The 17,006-nt window shown below is 55.8% G+C and carries 17 protein-coding genes; 11 read left to right on the top strand and 6 right to left on the bottom strand.

Translation table 11 applies throughout. The annotated features are described in order from the left end of the window. Positions 1-591 precede the first annotated feature (591 nt). The 7 genes from A4E33_RS08145 (at position 592) to A4E33_RS08115 (ending at position 7,853) form a co-directional block, all read left to right on the top strand. Complete coding sequence (locus A4E33_RS08145; protein ID WP_292347203.1) at positions 592-2,037, top strand: flippase; 1,446 nt, start codon at positions 592-594, stop codon at positions 2,035-2,037. Between the two features lie 182 nt (positions 2,038-2,219). Beyond that, positions 2,220-2,993: a glucose-1-phosphate cytidylyltransferase gene (gene rfbF / locus A4E33_RS08140; RefSeq protein WP_292347202.1), complete on the top strand. Its 774-nt coding sequence runs from the start codon at positions 2,220-2,222 to the stop codon at positions 2,991-2,993. 92 nt (positions 2,994-3,085) lie between these two features. Then, the gene (locus A4E33_RS08135; protein ID WP_292347201.1) at positions 3,086-4,075 is read left to right on the top strand and encodes a glycosyltransferase; all 990 of its coding nucleotides are present in this window, start codon (positions 3,086-3,088) and stop codon (positions 4,073-4,075) included. A gap of 54 nt (positions 4,076-4,129) precedes the next feature. Beyond that, a complete protein-coding gene (locus A4E33_RS08130; protein WP_292347200.1) occupies positions 4,130-5,224 on the top strand; it encodes a glycosyltransferase family 4 protein in 1,095 nt (364 codons plus the stop codon). Next, positions 5,221-6,210, top strand: coding sequence for an SDR family NAD(P)-dependent oxidoreductase (locus tag A4E33_RS08125; RefSeq protein WP_292347199.1), 990 nt, complete (start codon positions 5,221-5,223; stop codon positions 6,208-6,210). The genes A4E33_RS08130 and A4E33_RS08125 overlap by 4 nt, the downstream gene beginning before the upstream one ends. Positions 6,211-6,219: 9 nt before the next feature. After that, a complete protein-coding gene (locus A4E33_RS08120) occupies positions 6,220-6,924 on the top strand; it encodes a sugar phosphate nucleotidyltransferase (RefSeq protein ID WP_292347198.1) in 705 nt (234 codons plus the stop codon). Further along, a complete protein-coding gene (locus A4E33_RS08115; protein ID WP_292347197.1) occupies positions 6,921-7,853 on the top strand; it encodes an NAD(P)-dependent oxidoreductase in 933 nt (310 codons plus the stop codon). The genes A4E33_RS08120 and A4E33_RS08115 overlap by 4 nt, the downstream gene beginning before the upstream one ends. Before the next feature lie 10 nt (positions 7,854-7,863). On the opposite strand, the gene A4E33_RS08110 is transcribed toward A4E33_RS08115, so the two are convergent. The 4 genes from A4E33_RS08110 to A4E33_RS08095 are packed head-to-tail and all read right to left on the bottom strand — an operon-like array spanning position 7,864 to position 12,329. Next, complete coding sequence (locus tag A4E33_RS08110) at positions 7,864-8,952, bottom strand: DNA topoisomerase IV subunit A (RefSeq protein ID WP_292347196.1); 1,089 nt, start codon at positions 8,950-8,952, stop codon at positions 7,864-7,866. After that, positions 8,945-10,750, bottom strand: coding sequence for a DNA topoisomerase VI subunit B (locus tag A4E33_RS08105; protein ID WP_292347195.1), 1,806 nt, complete (start codon positions 10,748-10,750; stop codon positions 8,945-8,947). Before A4E33_RS08105 ends, A4E33_RS08110 begins: the two co-directional genes overlap by 8 nt. After that, positions 10,737-11,972, bottom strand: a complete 1,236-nt coding sequence (gene hisS / locus A4E33_RS08100; RefSeq protein WP_292347194.1) for a histidine--tRNA ligase — start codon at positions 11,970-11,972, stop codon at positions 10,737-10,739. Before hisS ends, A4E33_RS08105 begins: the two co-directional genes overlap by 14 nt. 36 nt (positions 11,973-12,008) lie before the next feature. Beyond that, entirely contained in the window at positions 12,009-12,329 is a 321-nt protein-coding gene (locus A4E33_RS08095) for an ABC transporter permease (RefSeq protein WP_292347193.1), read from the bottom strand. Between the two features lie 51 nt (positions 12,330-12,380). On the opposite strand from A4E33_RS08095, the gene larB reads away from it, so the two are divergent. The 3 genes from larB to A4E33_RS08080 are packed head-to-tail and all read left to right on the top strand — an operon-like array spanning position 12,381 to position 15,002. Beyond that, positions 12,381-13,157 (top strand): nickel pincer cofactor biosynthesis protein LarB, encoded by a 777-nt coding sequence (gene larB, locus A4E33_RS08090; RefSeq protein WP_292347192.1) that lies wholly within the window; start codon positions 12,381-12,383, stop codon positions 13,155-13,157. Then, positions 13,154-13,660 carry a nicotinamide-nucleotide adenylyltransferase gene (locus tag A4E33_RS08085; RefSeq protein WP_292347191.1) on the top strand — a complete coding sequence of 169 codons (507 nt, stop codon included), beginning with the start codon at positions 13,154-13,156 and terminating at the stop codon, positions 13,658-13,660. The genes larB and A4E33_RS08085 overlap by 4 nt, the downstream gene beginning before the upstream one ends. Positions 13,661-13,712: 52 nt before the next feature. Further along, positions 13,713-15,002: a hypothetical protein gene (locus A4E33_RS08080; RefSeq protein ID WP_292347190.1), complete on the top strand. Its 1,290-nt coding sequence runs from the start codon at positions 13,713-13,715 to the stop codon at positions 15,000-15,002. Positions 15,003-15,201: 199 nt separating this feature from the next. Here A4E33_RS08080 and A4E33_RS08075 read toward each other — a convergent pair whose 3' ends face one another. Together A4E33_RS08075 and A4E33_RS08070 are read right to left on the bottom strand one after the other, a co-directional pair. After that, complete coding sequence (locus tag A4E33_RS08075; protein WP_292347189.1) at positions 15,202-15,396, bottom strand: antitoxin VapB family protein; 195 nt, start codon at positions 15,394-15,396, stop codon at positions 15,202-15,204. 144 nt (positions 15,397-15,540) lie between these two features. Further along, on the bottom strand, positions 15,541-16,302 hold the full coding sequence (locus tag A4E33_RS08070) for a metallophosphoesterase (RefSeq protein WP_292347188.1): 762 nt from the start codon (positions 16,300-16,302) through the stop codon (positions 15,541-15,543). A gap of 199 nt (positions 16,303-16,501) precedes the next feature. On the opposite strand from A4E33_RS08070, the gene A4E33_RS08065 reads away from it, so the two are divergent. Then, a complete protein-coding gene (locus A4E33_RS08065; protein WP_292347187.1) occupies positions 16,502-16,975 on the top strand; it encodes a hypothetical protein in 474 nt (157 codons plus the stop codon). Positions 16,976-17,006: the final 31 nt, after the last annotated feature.

Here is a 17,006-nt window from a genome sequence, read left to right as displayed (position 1 = left end):
AGAAACAGCGAGGTGATGTGAAGCGAGCCGGAGCATCAGCGAGGACGAGTGAACATGACCGAGCGTCTGCATACCGACCGAGCAGCGGAAGATCGCCGCCCGCGTCGCACGCTTCGCACGACTTCGCCGTGCTCGCACCGCTCCGCGACCGGCTTGCCTATTATGTACATCTCTCGGGAAGCCCACGCGGCGAGGGGCCTGGGGCCCCTTTGAGCGTAACCCCTAAAATTGATACTTTTATCGACGAAAATATGCGCGGGGATTTTGAGTACATGGAGGAAATGAACGGATTTTTAAAGAGGGATAGCGAATAACTACTCAGTAACAGATTATTTCCAGAAAAATTTTACAAAAGTTGAAAAAATTGTAGAATCGAACATCATGTCTCGGTGCTCGGCTGAGGCTTATCTTCGGGAATGGGATTCCGTCTCTTCTGTGGACATCCGTTTTTCTGGCAGAAGATAACCCGTATTTTAAAAATATGAATGTAGTGTAAGAGTCTGTAATTTCAGAAGGTCTACGGCAAACGATTAATCCTGTTCTCGCCAATTTCAGTATGTGCAATCCCTCTCCCTTTTCATATCCCGCATCATGAATATCGGGCAGGTCCAGCGGCAGAGCCTGATCGTTTTCGGGTCAATCATTGCAACAACCCTAATCGGCTTTGTTTCCACCATCTGGTTTGCAAGGGTGCTGGGTCCTGCCCCTCTTGGCATTTATTCCCTTTTTCTTGCATACTATGCCGTCCTCAACCTTCTTGGGGACGGCGGGTTCGGCGGGGCTGCGGTCAAGCGGATCTCCGAGGGAAAGGAACAGGACGAATATTTTTCTGCATTTGTTGTTATCAGAATTTTTCTCCTTACCGTATCCATCACAGTTCTTCTGTTCCTTGAGCCGTACCTGACTGAAGTCACGTCTTCAGGAGTTTTTCTGTGGCTGATGGTTGCGCTGGTTATCGCGGTTTTCCATAACTGCACCGCTTCCGGTGTCTACGGCCAGGGAAAAATCGGCGTCCACCAGGCAAGCCTTATCGTTGAATATATCGTCCGCGTCCTGTTCCAGCTTGCATTCGTGTATATCGGGTACAGTGCTGCTGGGCTGGCGGGAGGTTTTGTCGCGGGAATGATTGCCGGAGGAATCGTCCAGGTCTGGTATCTGCAGCTCAGGCTGGTCAGGTTCGGGATGTCCCATATCAGAAACCTTTCCGGATTCTCGTTCTGGATCTTTCTCACTTCGGGCGGGTCCCTGATCTTCAGTTATACCGACACCATCCTCATCGGCTTTTTCATGACAAACGCCGATGTCGGGATATACCGGACTGCGCTCCAGCTTGCCACAGTTGGTTCATTCACTACGCTGGCATTCCAGACTGTGCTCTTCCCCCGTATCAGCAGCTGGGCAGCCCAGGGAAAGTTCCCCGACATCGAAAAAGCGCTCGCAAGGGCCTGCACCTATTCCCTGTTCCTTGCGGTCCCGGCCTGCATAGGGGGATGGGTTCTGGGATACTATCTTCTGTATTACATATACGGCGCGTCCTTTACCGGGGGTGTCACCCCGCTTGTCTTCCTCCTGCTGGTTCAGGTAGTCAATATCTTCATGTTTCTCGGAACCATGAGCCTGAACGCGCTTGACCACCCGAAGGAAGCGTTCCAGGTAACGGCGATTTCAGCAGTCGTCAATATTATCCTCAACATTGTCTTTATCCCGATCATGGGAATTACCGGCGCCGCCGTTGCAACGCTCCTGGCAATAGCGGTGAATGCAGCAGGTGCGTATATCCTCCTCTCAAAACTGGTGTCCGTGAAGATCGAGTACGGTCCCGTGCGGAATATTCTCTGTGCTGCCGGAATCATGGGAATTTTTCTGCTGGTTTTCCGGTTCTTCCTCCCATCGCCAGATATGGCAGCGGTGCTCATCAGCGTCGCCACCGGTGCAGGTATCTATGTGATGGTGTTGCTGAAACTGGATCGGGATATACACAACGAAATCAGGGACGTATGTACCAATTTCGGATTGTCCTGGCCGCGATGGCTCTGATGCGATTTGAATGCAGATATCCCATCATACCTGAGGCGGATTGCGTTTGAGGATGACGCCCATCCACCAGCCGGCAATGATACATCCCGCAAGGGAATACGACAGAAAACCTCCCTCGCAAAGAGAGATAACAATTTAAAGCATCAATTGAATTTTTTATTCATAAGAACAGGACAAAAACCATGAAAGTCGTAATTCTCGCGGGAGGTCTTGGCACTCGCCTGAGCGAAGAAACCACGATCCGGCCCAAACCGATGGTGGAGATCGGGGGGAAACCCATCCTGTGGCATATCATGAAGATATACTCGCATTACGGATTCAACGAATTCGTCATCTGCCTCGGCTATAAAGGCTACATGATCAAGGAGTATTTTGCCAATTATTTTCTCCACATGTCGGATGTGACCATCGATATCAGGAAGAATGAGATCGAGACGCACCAGAGTTATTCCGAACCGTGGAAGATCTCGCTCATCGATACCGGTGACACGACCATGACGGGTGGCAGGATCAGGCGCATCCGGAACTATCTCAATGACGAGACGTTCATGCTGACGTATGGCGATGGCGTATCGAACGTTGATATCTCCCGTCTCCTGAAATTCCATAAGAAACAGAAAAAAACCGGCACACTCACCGCAATCCGCCCGCCGGGAAGGTTCGGCGCCCTCCAGATCGAGAATGACACGAGGATTGTCTCATTCCACGAGAAACCGCTCGGCGACGGGGGATACATCAACGGCGGATTCTTTGTTTTCGAACCGGAACTCTTCGAATACCTCAAGGAAGACACAACAGTTCTCGAACGCGAACCCCTGGAGATGCTTGCGAAGTCCGGCCAGCTGAATGCCTATAAACACAACGACTTCTGGTACGCCATGGATACCCTCCGCGATAAGAACTATCTCGAACAGGAATGGGCTTCCGGAAGGGCGCCCTGGAAGGTATGGGACTGAAGGGAAACAACAAGTATCCTTTTCTGCGTACCAGAAAACCTGTATTACCGGGATCATGAAAATTTCAGGGGAAATATCAGGCAGGCAATTACATGCAATCCCGTCTCGAGGCTGATCCGCTCGTCAGCATCTGTATCCCGGTCTACAATGCGGAAGCAACCATTGAGAGAACCCTTCGATCGGTGACAGGCCAGACCTGGGAAAATCTCGAGATTATCATCGTCGATAACCTGTCATCGGACGGGACACTGACACGCGTCCGGGCATTCCACGATCCACGGATCCGGATTGTTGAAAACCCGGTGCATTTCACCTGTGCGGAATTCAACTGGAACACCTGCTTTGAACATGCCCGTGGAGAATTTATTGCCCTTTTTCACGCGGATGACATGTACGCTCCCGATATGATCGCACGACAGGTTGCAGTTTTTTCTCAGTTCCCCGATGTGAACGGTGTCTTTACAAACGGGGACATGATCGACGAACAGGATTCTCTTATCGGTTCTTTCAGGTTACCTCCCGGAATTGCCGGCAATACCCCGTATACGTACCGGGATATCCTGCCGGTGGTGCTTGAATATGACAATTTCCTGCTCTGCCCCAGTGCAATGGTCCGAAGCGGGATATACAAAACGCTGGCACCGTTCCGGTATGAACAGTTCGGTTCTGCATCGGATCTCGATATGTGGCTGAGAGTGGCAAAGACCGGCCGGATTGTCATAATCGACAAGAACCTGCTGAAGTATCGCATGAGTACGACCCAGTGGTCACATTCCCTTAAAACAACGACACAGGCCAGGGATTTTTTCCGGGTGATGGACTTCCATATCGCGGAGAACAGAACGTGCGATCTCCTCTCCGCTGATACTCTTGCGAAGTACGAACTCAGGAGACTCGAAGACCAGGTCTTCATCTCCCTGAACTATGCAAGAAATGGCAATTTTTCCGGATTATGGGCACATACACGCAGCATGCCGTGGGGCAGGTATTTGCGTATCATCATCACAAAACCCTGTATATCCATCCCGTTCCTTGCCGGGGGCTTTATTAAACTGGCAGGGAACATATTCCGGAAACAGTGACGGGATTGTGAGGCATCAAATGGAGAACAGTATGGTGTGTTCGGATGGATTCATATGAGGATCGTCCTCATTGCCGACGGCCGCAGCATCCATACCCTGCGGTGGGCTGAATATTTTGCCGGCAGGGGGCACGAGGTCCACCTGATCACCTACGATCCCATAAACCGAACACTGCCCGGCGTTACTGAACATGTCCTTGAATCCTTCTGGAAAAATCTGTATCTTGCCTTCATCCCCAGGCAGCTCGCGATACAAAAACTGGTAAAGACCATCAGACCCGATATCATCCATGCGCATTTCATCGCAAAGTATGGCTTCCATATTCCCGGCCTGAATTTCAGGCCGGCAATCGTATCTGCATGGGGGGATGATATCCTGATCCTCCCAAGGAAGAGCCGACTGATTTCATGGTACACGAAAAAAGTCCTGAATACGGTGGACCTTGTCTACGCGGTTTCCCAAAACATCCGCGACCATGTCATCAGCGATTTTTCCATTCCCGAATCAAAGGTGAGGTATCTCCCGTTCGGTATTGATACGAACCTGTTCAGGCCAAAAACAGATCCCGCTCCTGAAGAGCAGGAGACGATCAGGGTTTTCTCGAACCGGGGTTTCTATCCCGTGTATGACAACATGACACTCGTGCGCGGATTTGCCCTCGCATATCAGAAGAACCCGGCACTCCGCCTGACGCTCAAGGGCGACGGCCCGCAGGAAGACGAGGTACGCAGACTGGTGACTGACCTTGGACTCGATCCATGCGTTACGTTCAGGAAAAGGACCGGATATTCCGAAGTCCCAAGGGATTACCGTGAGGCAGATATCTTCATCACGACCTCGGTCTCCGACGGAACACCGGTCTCGGTTCTCGAGGCCATGGCAAGCGGCCTGCCCTGTATCGCCACATCTGTCGGGGGAATTCCGGAATGGATAGAAAATGGCGTTACCGGTCTCCTTGTCATGCCGGGTTCTCCGGAGCAGGTTGCGGATGCAATTCTTTCCCTTGTGCAGGATCCGATTCTCCGTAAACGGCTCGGCGATGCTGCGAAGGGTGTCATCGTACGGAACGGGCAATGGGACACCCTGATGGCACAGGCAGAGAAAGATTATCTGGCGCTCGTGGAAACATATAGACAGGACAGACCATGAAATGGCAGGACAGGCCGGTACTTGTCACGGGTGCCGGGGGATTTATCGGCAGCCATCTCGTTGACGAACTGCTGAAAAAAGGGGCGGACGTGACAGCCTTCGTGCATTACAATGCCCGGAACGACTGGGGAATGCTGGAAGGACGGTATACGGATGCGACACCGCACCTGAAGGTCATTGCCGGGGACGTCACCGATGCGTTGTTTGTGAGAAAAGCGGTTGCCGGAAAAGAAGTCGTGTTCCATCTCGCCGCACTGATTGGTATTCCTTACTCGTATGTTGCACCGGAGTCGTACGTCAATACCAATATCAAAGGAACGCTGAACGTCATGCAGGCATGTCTCGATGAAGATGTCAGCCGTATTGTCCATACATCCACGAGCGAGACCTATGGGACAGCGCAGTATACCCCGATCGATGAGCAACACCCGCTCCAGGGACAGTCGCCATACTCCGCGAGCAAGATCGGCGCCGACAAGATAGCAGAATCATTTTACTGTTCATTCGGCCTGCCTGTAACCACAATACGACCGTTCAACACGTTCGGTCCCCGCCAGTCCACCCGTGCAGTTATCCCCACGATCATTACCCAGGCCCTCACTTCAGACACGGTCAGGCTTGGTTCGCTGACACCGGTCCGCGACCTGACCTATGTTGCAGATACCGTTGCGGGTTTTATCAGGCTTGCCGAAAGCAAAAAGACCGTGGGTAGGACAATCAACACCGGTTCGGGACGGGGTGTGACCATCGGGGAACTCGCGGATATCATCATCGGCAAAACCAACCCGAAGGCGAAGGTCATATGCGAAGAGAAACGCATCCGGCCTGACAAAAGCGAGGTCATGGAGCTCCTCTGCGACAACAGGCTTGCGGCGGAACTTGCAGGATGGAAGCCGGCATACACGCTCGAGAAGGGCCTTGACCTCACCATCGGGTGGATGAAAGAACACCTTGCCTCATACAAAACCGGGGTATATACCGTTTAGGAGGGAACCATGCAGGCCATCATTCTTGCGGGGGGAAAAGGGCGCCGGCTTATGCCCTATACCACAGTGCTCCCCAAACCCCTGATGCCCATAGGCGATTATCCGATCCTCGAAGTTATCCTGCGGCAGCTGAAACACTGCGGGTTTTCTAGGGTGACGATCAGCACCGGTTACCTGCACGAGCTGATCCACGCATACCTGGACAGCAACAGGTCGCTCGGGCTCGAGATAGCGTACGTCCACGAGGACAGCCCGCTCGGCACCATCGGCCCGCTCCGGCTGATCGACAATCTCGACGATACGTTTCTGGTCATGAACGGGGATATCCTGACCGACATCAATTACCGGGAACTGATTGCCAGCCATAAGAAGAATAAGGCTATCGCCACCGTTGCAACCTACCAGCGGGATGTCAACATCGATTTCGGTGTCCTCGAGAAGGACGCACAGCGGAAGATCACGGCATTTAAGGAAAAGCCCACCTTCCATTTCGATGTCAGCATGGGGGTCTATGTCTTCTCGAAAAAGATCCTGGACTTTGTGCCGGAAGGCAGACCCTTCGGGTTCGACCAGCTGATGTATGCCCTGACTGAAAAAAAGGAAGCCGTGTACAGTTATCCCCATACCGGTTACTGGCTGGATATCGGAAGACCGGATGATTACGCACGCTCGATTGAAGAGTTCGAGAAGTACAAGGACCGATTCCTCCCATGAGAGTGCTGGTGACCGGGGCTGCAGGATTTACGGGTGCTTATCTCGTGAAGTACCTGCGCAACCAGAACGGTGTAGAGGTATCCGGGCTGATCCGGAAATCCTCCCAAAAAAATCTTCTCCGTGACACGCCCTGCATAGTTGCCGACCTGCTCGATCGTGAGAAACTGGCTGCAGCGGTACGGGATGTCTGCCCCGATACGGTCATCCATCTCGGCGGCATGACACGAGGGGATTATGGGGAACTGCTCCGGGCAAATGTCATCGGCACAAAAAATATTCTCGATGCCGGTACTGCTGCCAATCCTGACTGCAGGTTCCTTGTTGTCAGTTCATCCGCGGTCTACGGATATGCAGGCGAAGCACCGATCGCAGAATCAGCACCCCTGCAGCCACTGAGTGAATACGGGATCAGCAAGGTGGCGCAGGAGGCACAAGCCCTGATGCACTACAAACGGGAGGGGACAGCTGTTTCCCTGGCCCGGCCGTTCAATCTTGCCGGGCCCGGACAGCCGGAATCGTTCATATGCGGGAAACTGGTACACCAGCTTGCCGCTGCAGGGAAGAAACAGCCAGTGCTCGACCTGTGGGAGACCTCTTCATCACGGGACCTCATCGATGTCCGCGATGTTGTCCGGGGCTGCTGGGTTCTGGCATCGCGCCCGGACTTCGCGGAGCAGTGCAGCGGGAAGGCCTTCAACCTCGGATCCGGGAATGCATATCCCGTTTCATCGATCATAACGATGCTGGAAGAAATCACGCAGCGGCAACTGACCATACATCTTCCTGAAAAGATTGCCGTGCCCCCAATCCCGTCACAGAAGAGCGACAATACACGGATTACCTCGCTGACCGGCTGGAGACCGGAGTTTCCCCTGAAACAGACCCTCCGGGATATGCTGGAAGCGGCCGGTGTAAAGACAAACGGCTGAGAGCCGGGGATTAAATGATCCCCATCTCGGAGAGCCGGGCCGGCAGGTATTTCTTCGTCACGAAGTCAAGCCCCCGCGCGGCAAATGCCTGCTGTTCTGATTTCAGGTTCATCTCGATCTGCAGGTTGATCTGTTTCTTCCAGTAATCGGTCGCGAAACGGGGATCCGTAAGCTCTGCCCGGAGCGCTTCCTGGTCCTTCTCGGTCAGTTTGTCGGACGGCAGGTTGTAGTCGCGGATATCGCTTGGCTGCAGGCCGAGGAACTGGGCCTTCGGGGTTGCCAGGATCTCGGACATGTGGGCGCTCTTGATGGCACCATACGCAACAGAGCCGTAGATCCGGTACGACCACGGGTCGCCATCGGTGAAGACCAGGATCGGCAGGTTCCACGTACTGCTGATCCGGTTCAGCATTCGCCGTGTCGATCGTGCGGGCTGTCCCTTGAGGTGGACGAGGATCGCGTTGTGCTCCTCGTCAAACCCGTTCTCGATAAGACGGTCATACATACCGCCGGTCTCGATCGCGATAACAAATTTTGCGTCATGGTCCACGAACTCGATGTTCTCGACATTGTTCGGGATCGTATATCCCGCCTGCCCGACATCGTCCTGGCAGTGGATGGTCTTCATCCCGCGCCGGGTCTCTTCGCGGATCCGCATCGGCCCGTAGATGGACGCCCCGTTCTCCTCGGGGTGGAGGTGGAACCCTTCGCGGGGAACGTCCGAGAGGATCTCGAGATCCTCGACTAAAAAGTTGCTCTCGTCCTGTGCACCGAACTTCGCACGCTTCCAGCCTTCCGAGATGTAATACATCTCTCTCAGTGTCGATGAACGGTTCTCCTTCAGCTGCTGCTTGATGAACCCGATGACGTACGCCATCTTCAGGAGGTGCGTTGCGCTTTTGGCCGACGCGGCCGTCCGCATGCTCTCCTTGTCGCCGTACTTCCAGACCTCGCTCGAATCATCGTACTCGATATTATATTTTGTCCGCGAGGGAAGGGCGATGGACGGGATCTCCCCGGATTTCATCTGGTCGTACCACGCGCTGGCTATACGGAGCAGCGCTGCCATCGACTTCTTTTCAAGTTCCTGCCTAGACATCGAGATCCACCACCATCTTCTTTGCATCGTCTATACCGCGGATATCGAGAATGCCCCCGCCTTTTCCCGAGAATGTGACCCTCCAGACCTCCTTTGACGGGATCGTTGCTTTCCATACCTTGGTGAACTGGCCGTCCATCTCGCTGATAAAGTCCGCCTTCGGCACCGCGTCCGCCGCATTGTCGTGCGAGATCTCGTACACCTGGACCTCCGCGTCCTGCGCGGTGTAATTGTTCAGCTCGATCGTCACCTTCCCGTCACGGGTTGCCTTCTTGGCGATCATCTTCCGCATCAGCTTCCCCTCGATCGGGGCCGTGTCCACGAGCGGTTTCTCCACGATCTCGCTCACCTTTTCCGCGATCTCGGGGATGATGGCGCAGACGGCCCGCGCCCGGTCCTCGGCCAGCTTGTTCTTGTCCCGGCGCGAGACGAAGTTCTTGAGCTCACGGCCAAGTTCCTGCAGGGCAAGGGTGATCTCCTTCCCGATCTCCGGGATGCCGGCGATCGCATCCTTGCTCTCGCTTGTGAACGGGACATTCGTCGATGCGACATGGACCAGGATGAGCACAGGCCCGGTCGGGAAGCCCCCCTGCGACGGGATATTGTACAGCTTCCAGTTGATGCCGGTCACGCACTCCGTGATAGCGCATGCCCCCTGCTGGTACATCAGCGGGACCCGGTTGGCAAACCGCAGGAGGATCGCATTTCCTTCGGGCGGCAGCTTTCCGCCATACCCGATCGCGGCCTCGACCATGAAGGAGTGCCCGGAAAAGACCGAACTCGGCCGGGTGCGGGCGGCAACAAAATCCATCTGGAACTCCTTTTCAAGGCCGCGCCGGATCAGTTCCTCTCCGATAGGGGAAAGACACTGCGTTGCCGGCGGGGCCGGCACTGCAACATCCTGCATGGCGGCAAGGAGTTTTTTCAGGTCTTCCGTTGACAGCCCTTTGACTTTCAGCGTGCCTTTCATCCCGGCCCGGTCGCACATCTCCTGCGCGCTCTTCCTGCCAACGCGGCTGAAGGATTCTACCAGGAAATCAAGGAGTTTCATCTCGCTTGCCGCGGCCATCCGTTTCAGCTGGCCGAACTCGATCCCGTGCGGGTGCGGCTGGATCGCCACCGGGCAGGTGATAACTTCCTGGCTCACCCGCTCGAACGTAAACGCCTCATCGTCCAGCTCCACCCGGAACCGGGCATGGGGGTTGACGACCGAGGTGTACCGGAGGTACTCCAGCAGCTTCTTCTTGGCCGTCATCGTGCTCTTGAACTCGATCTGCACTCTCGTGCCGTGGATCCGGTCCCAGTCGATCGGACCCTCGGAGACGATATCCGGCTCGTTGGTTTCGATCTTAATCTGGATCTCGAACTTATGGGCGGATTCCTTTGCACCGGTCCGGGAGATGACGATAGTCGGAACACCGCTCGTCAGCTGGGCATAGAGCACTGCCGCCGAGATCCCGATACCCTGCTGGCCGCGGGTCTGGCGTATCTGGTGGAACCGGGAGCCGTACAGGAGTTTCCCGAAAACATAGGGTACCTGTTTCGGGACGATCCCCGGGCCATTGTCCTCGACGATGATCCGGAAGACCTCGTTCGAGACCTTCCTGATGCTGATGAAAATGTCCGGCAGCACCTGCGCTTCCTCGCAGGCATCGAGCGAGTTGTCGACCGCCTCCTTGATGGTGGTGATGACACCACGGGTCGGGGAATCGAAACCGAGGAGGTGCTTGTTCTTCTCGAAAAATTCAGCGACACTAATGCTGCGCTGCTGCTTTGCCAGCTCCTCAGCGAGCACCATGGGCGCCCACCTCGGCGATGGCAGCAGCCAGATCCAGGGATTTCTGCTCCCCGGTCTTCAGGTTCTTCAGCGTAACTTCCCCGGACTCCGTTTCACGTTTGCCTATGACCACCGCAAAATCCGCGGTTTTGGAGGCGTGGGCAAGCTGGGCCCCGAGTCCCCGCTCCATGAGATCCATCTCGGCCCGGATGCCGGCCGAGCGGAAGGCGCGGGAGACTTCCAGCGCACGGGCCCGTCCCTCATCCGTGCAGACAATGCCCACGATGGTTTCCTGCCGCGGCCGTGAGGATTCGCCAAGGGAGACCATCACACGGTCGAACCCGATGGCAAACCCGCAGGAGGCAACGTCATCGCCGCCGAACAGGTGCGCGAGCCGGTACGTCCCGCCGCCAAGGATCTGGTTCTCTGCGCCGAGGTTGTCCGCAAAGGCCTCGAAGACAATGCCGGTATAGTAATCAAGCCCCCGGGCAATGCCGAAGTTGAGCGAATATTGCACACCATACGCATCCAGCGCCGCGAGGGTCTGTTCTATCCGTTTACTCTCGGGCAAATCACCGGTGATTGTAAGTGCTTCCTTCAGCGTTCGGCACTCTACAAGGGAAATGAGGGATTGCGCGAGATCCGGTTTTCCCATTGCCGCCAGCGTCTCCCTGAGACTGTCGAACTCCCGCTTGTCCAGATGTGCGCGGACTTTCCGCTGGTCAGCAGGTTCGAGATCCGCAATCAGGTTCCGCATCAGCGCAAGGTGGCCGACCTTCAGGTCAAACCTGACACCTGCTGTGGTCAGCATTTCAGAGGCGACCATAATTATCTCCGCATCTGCCATCGCGGAATCCGCGCCGATCAGCTCCACGCCGAACTGCCAGAACTGGCGGTACCGCCCTTTCTGGGGCCGTTCGTACCGGAAGCAGTCCGCAAAGTAACACCACCGGAGCGGCTTGGGCGCAACTTTTGCCTCGTTAATATACATCCGGATCACTGCGGCCGTGATCTCGGGGCGGAGCGCCAGTTTCCGACCCCCCTTGTCCTCGAAGACGTACATCTCGCCGATAATCCCTTCTCCGGACCGCATGGTGAAGAGCTCAAGGTCCTCGAACTCCGGGGTGCATACTTCCCGGTACCCCCACCGCCGTCCTACCTCGCGCATCCGCCATTCGACCGAGCGCCGCGCTTCCATCTCATCCGGTAAAAAGTCCCGCGTTCCCCGTGGTTTCTGGAGCATGGTGAAAATCCCTGTCTTAACGTTGGACGTTGTCTGTTATTTCTTATTCGCCCGGTGGAGCGGGACGCGTCCCAGGAACCGGTCAAGGGTGTCTTCATTGTTCCACACCTTCTCGCGAATGATCCTTCCCTGCAGGTACAGGGCGGCAAGAATCAGGCCGAGACCGAGGATCTCGAATGCCGGCGTGGTCAGCGTGATCATCATCCCGAGTGACGCAAGCGCGCCGTACAGGACACCGTGATACGCGGCTTTCCGGTACCCGGGAAGGCCGGTCCGGAAGAAGATCCGCGCATCGCGCAGCCAGAGAAAGAGGACAACGGCAGCGCCGAACACGGCGACATAGACGAGATAGGTCATTCCAATGAACTAACTTATTATACGCCGGTCCATATCTGTATTATTACAACCATGCCGGCAAACAGGGCGCTGCACGACCTGCTCACGCGATATAAGAAAGGCGAGGTGAGTATCAGAGAGGCAGCGGAAGCCCTCGAAGGACTGCGCCTCGACCAGATCGGGGACTTCGCGCGGATCGACCTGGGCCGGGATGTCCGGTGCGGCATGCCGGAGGTCGTACTTGCCGAGGGCAAGGACCCGGCGCATCTCTCGAAGATCGCCATCCGGTATGCGAAAGATGCCGGGCGCTGTGTCATCACCCGCGTCACCCGTGAACAGATCGTCCCGATCCTTGCAGCGGCAAAGAAACAGAAGATCGCCTCCGAGTACCACGAAGCCGGGCGTATCCTCGTCCTCTCGACCGGCCCGGCACCGGCAAAGGATGGCGGGATTGTCGCGGTGGTCACCGCGGGGACGTCGGATATCCGGGTTGCCGAAGAGGCGAGGGTGATCGCTGAAGAGATGGGCTGCGAGGTCAGGACCGCGTACGATGTCGGCGCTGCCGGCATCCACCGCCTCTTTCCCGCGCTCAAGCCCCTCCTCAGCGCCCATGTTTTTGTTGTCTGCGCCGGCCGTGAGGGAACGCTGCCGTCCGTTGTGGCGGGGCTTGTCGACAAACCGGTCATCGGCGTTCCGGTCAGTGTCGGCTACGGGTACATGGGAGAAGGACGCGCAGCCCTGGCAAGCATGCTCCAGTCCTGCTCGGTCCTCTCCGTGGTCAACATCGATGCCGGGTTCACGGCCGGGGCGTTTGCAGCGCGGATCGCACGGATGGGAGCAGGACGATGAAACGCGGATTTTATATCGGGAGGTTCCAGCCGTACCATAACGGGCACCAGTCGGTGCTGGAACATATTGCAAAAAAAGTGGACGAGATCATCATCGGTGTCGGCAGCGCTCAGCTCTCACACCATGTCGATAACCCGTTCACGGCGGGGGAACGTGTCCTGATGATCACCCGTTCGCTCGAATCCCTCGGCTGCCCGTTCTACGTGATCCCGATCGAGGATATCCAGCGCAACGCCCTCTGGGTGGCCCATGTCCGGTCCATGACCCCTCCCTTTGATATCTGCTACTCGTCAAACCCGCTCGTTGTCCGCCTGTTCGGGGAGGCCGGGATAAAGGTCCAGTCTCCTGCCATGTACGAACGCGAGACCCTGAGCGGAACGGAAATACGCCGGCGCATGATGAACGGGGAGCCGTGGAAATCGCTCGTTCCCCCGGCCGTAGTCCAGGTCATCCGGGAGATCGACGGGACCCGGCGCCTGCGCACGATCGCAAGGGATGACTGAACAACAATTACCATGATCCACCACAACTGCGTGCTTCAGAAAAGAGGACAGCATGGGTAGTTTCCTCAACAGGCTGCTTGGAAAAAAAGAACCGGAATCCTTCACCATCAGCTTCAGCGCTCTCCCGTCATGGCTCGAGGAACGAGGGAATACCGCACGTTCAGCGCTCCTTGCCGAAACGGCTGAACCCGGAAAGAAGATCCGGGGCGCTGTCCAAAAACTGCAGCAGATCACCCTGACCCTTACGGAGGCAGAACAGGATCCGGATCTCCACCCGAAACTGAAAAGTATTGCCAGAAACTCGCTCCCCCAGTTCATCAGGGCGATGAATGCATCGCTTGCAAAGGAACTCCCTGACGAGATCGATGACTTCTATCCGGCGGCAGCGGAATGCCTCAAAAGCTGCCTGAACAATACGAAAGGTCCGGGAAGGTACCTGCAGGTTGTCTTTCCGGACGAGATGAAAGCGATCAGGACAGTCATCGGCGAAATCGGTCACGAGATCAACGGGATCACGGCATCGCTCACCCGCTACCGGCAGGAGAAAGACCGCATCGATGCTGTGCTCGCCCTCCATACCGCGCTTCTGGATATCAGGACTGATCTCGGAAAGGCAGATGAGAAAAATGCCCGGATCGGAGCCCGGATCGCGGAGTTGTCAGACAGGATTTCAGCAATCGACAGGGAACTCCACACATATTCCGCTGACGAACGCACAGCTGAGGTCGATGCGCTCAAATCCGAACTGAAGGAGTCCGAGAAACGGCGCGATGCTGCAGCCCGGACCAGCGCAGCCCTTTCGATGACGGCATCCCACGTCTTCCGGAAGGCAGAGAAAATTGCCGTGAGGCAGAAGCATACCACTGATATCTCAATCCTGAGGCAGGCGATGGAGATCCTCTCCGATCATAATGTCCCCGATCCGAAAGCCCTTACATCGGCACTCTCCGCGGCCTGCCCGATCGCGGAACGGATGATTGCCGCGGGGGAGATATCACTGAAGAACAAGGAGGAGCGCGGGATATTTTCGGATACGCAACAGTTCATTGCCGATATTTGTGCAGGCTGTACGGATCTTGGATTGCATGAGGAAGCCTGCAGGATTGCGGACGAAAAACTGGCATCCCATCCGCTGGTGGTCCGGATCCGTTCGCTCGACCGGGAAAAAGCACAGCTGGAGACCATGCTGTCAAAGGAGCAGGAGGCACGGGGCGGGCTCGAGGAATGGCAGAGAAAGACAAAGGAGAAGATCCCCGGGCTTGCTGAGGACCTGAAAAAGAAGATGAGGGATTTGATAGGGGGTGGCGTGCAACTTCAGATTGACGACCTGATTCCGGCGTGAGGGTAGATGCCGTATCTGCAGATAGGTTCAGTACGTGTCATTTTCATTTTCATCCAGATCCCTGAACATCTCATCGACACATTCGATGAGCCAGCTGAGCCGCTCTGTCGTGATGTCCTCGGAGACCAGTTTTTTCATTGAATCTGACCCGTTTTTCTGATTTCGTGTGAGGATTCTCCACCATACCATTCCGGGGGCCTTACCGGACATCGGTTCCGGTAAAATCCCCGAGATCACACTGGTGACCTGATGTGTCATCCGGCCAGCCATAGGCATCGTGGAGCATTTGTGCGATGACATCCGAGAATGTCATGTTCCCGCGCTTGAGCGTGAGAAGCGCCTCATACACCTCGGGATCGATCCTGATCGACCGACCCTCGCCTGCACGAGGCATAATTACCACTGTGTGGTCACAGCATATAAATATTGTGTCAATTTACCAAAAAAACGCGTCTGACTTTATATACACTGAACCAATCGGCCCTGTATCAGCGAGATCGGAACATTTACCGCGGGCAAATCCGGAATGCCGGGCAGATCATGTGCGGCAGGTCATGCGGATAAAAGAGAACGATGAATAATCCGTGTAACCAAACTCCGGCACCGATCCGTGGCAGCCGCCGAGCCGGAGGAGGGTCGGGGCGTCGAGCGGGACAACCGCAGCGTCAAGCATCATCCCGTCCGGTGATCCCCATCCCGTAACCGGCCTGAACTCGAGGGGGACCTGCACGATTCCCTCCGGTGTTTTCCTGCAGCAGACATTCTCGTGCTGGTGCCCGCAGCACATATGGGACAGGCCCCGATGTTCAAGCGCCTCGAACGCCATCGCCGCTGTGTAATGGTACCCGGTAAAAAAATCACCGGACTCATGCGACAGACGCTGCCAGCACTTGAGCCGGAGCGTCTGCGTCCCGAGCTCGAGCGGCCCGCCATGGACAAAGAGAATCCCGCGGTCGACCCATTCCATGGGCATGTTGTTGAAGATGGACAGCAGCGGCGAATCCCTCAGCTGCTCGTGGCGGTAGGTGCTTGCAGCATCGCTCCCGCTGACCAGGAGCCCGTGGAGGTACGCATGGTCGTGGTTCCCGAGGACTGACATCAGCCGGTATTCATGGGAAAGGGTGTGTATCTTTTCGAGGGTTTCCTGGGGCCGGTCGCCCCGGTGGAGAAGATCGCCGAGATTGACAAGAACATCGACCGGCCCGAAAATTTCCCGGAACTGCGCAGACCCGATGCATCGTGCCAGCGCTCCGATGGCAACCGAATCCGCGTGCACGTCAGAAAAGATTACTGCACCCATACCGGTACCAAGAATATTGGTGTTCAATGGAATATAAACCAATGATGCTCCGGGTTATCATCTTCCGCCCGCATCGCGGAAAGATATGTTCTTGAACCAACGGTTCCAAGTAGTACCAGAACCGGTGAGCATACCTTCAGATCACTGGAAACAGAAAGAAACGATCATCGGACAAGAACGGGGAGGAGCGGTTTTTCTCATGGAACGGTTTCTGGACGCTTACATCGAACGCATACGACCACAGTTCCCGGGTTTTCCCCCGGCAACGGCGCACGAGATCGCATCAGCATTCCTTGCCTTCAAGTACGGCCTTTATGCAAAAGCTGTCACAGAGTGCACCAATGCGCTTGCACTCATTCCCGGAGGGGAGGCAAACGAAGCCCTGAAAAAAGCCCTGATGATCCTTCGCGCAAACGCTCATGACCGGGACAACTCTCTGGTGAACACGAACCCCGGTATTGCGTTCACGGAAGCAGAAAAGAACTATATTCCGGTCAACCTGCCGGCAGACAGGATCGAAGATCCGGGCTCTTTCAGCCTGGACAATGCCTTCATCCTCACCTATGCCGTTGCCCTGATTACGTCACCCGATGATGAAGAGACCATGGGAGAACACCGGAAGCTGATCGTCCGGACGCTCACCGATTATAAAAAAGCCCTCGGCCTTGAGTAATCATACCATAAGAAAGGGCTTGGCAGAAAAA

Source organism: Methanoregula sp. PtaB.Bin085, assembly GCF_002067035.1.
Classification (GTDB): domain Archaea; phylum Halobacteriota; class Methanomicrobia; order Methanomicrobiales; family Methanospirillaceae; genus Methanoregula.
This window is presented reverse-complemented; position numbering and strand designations above follow the sequence as displayed.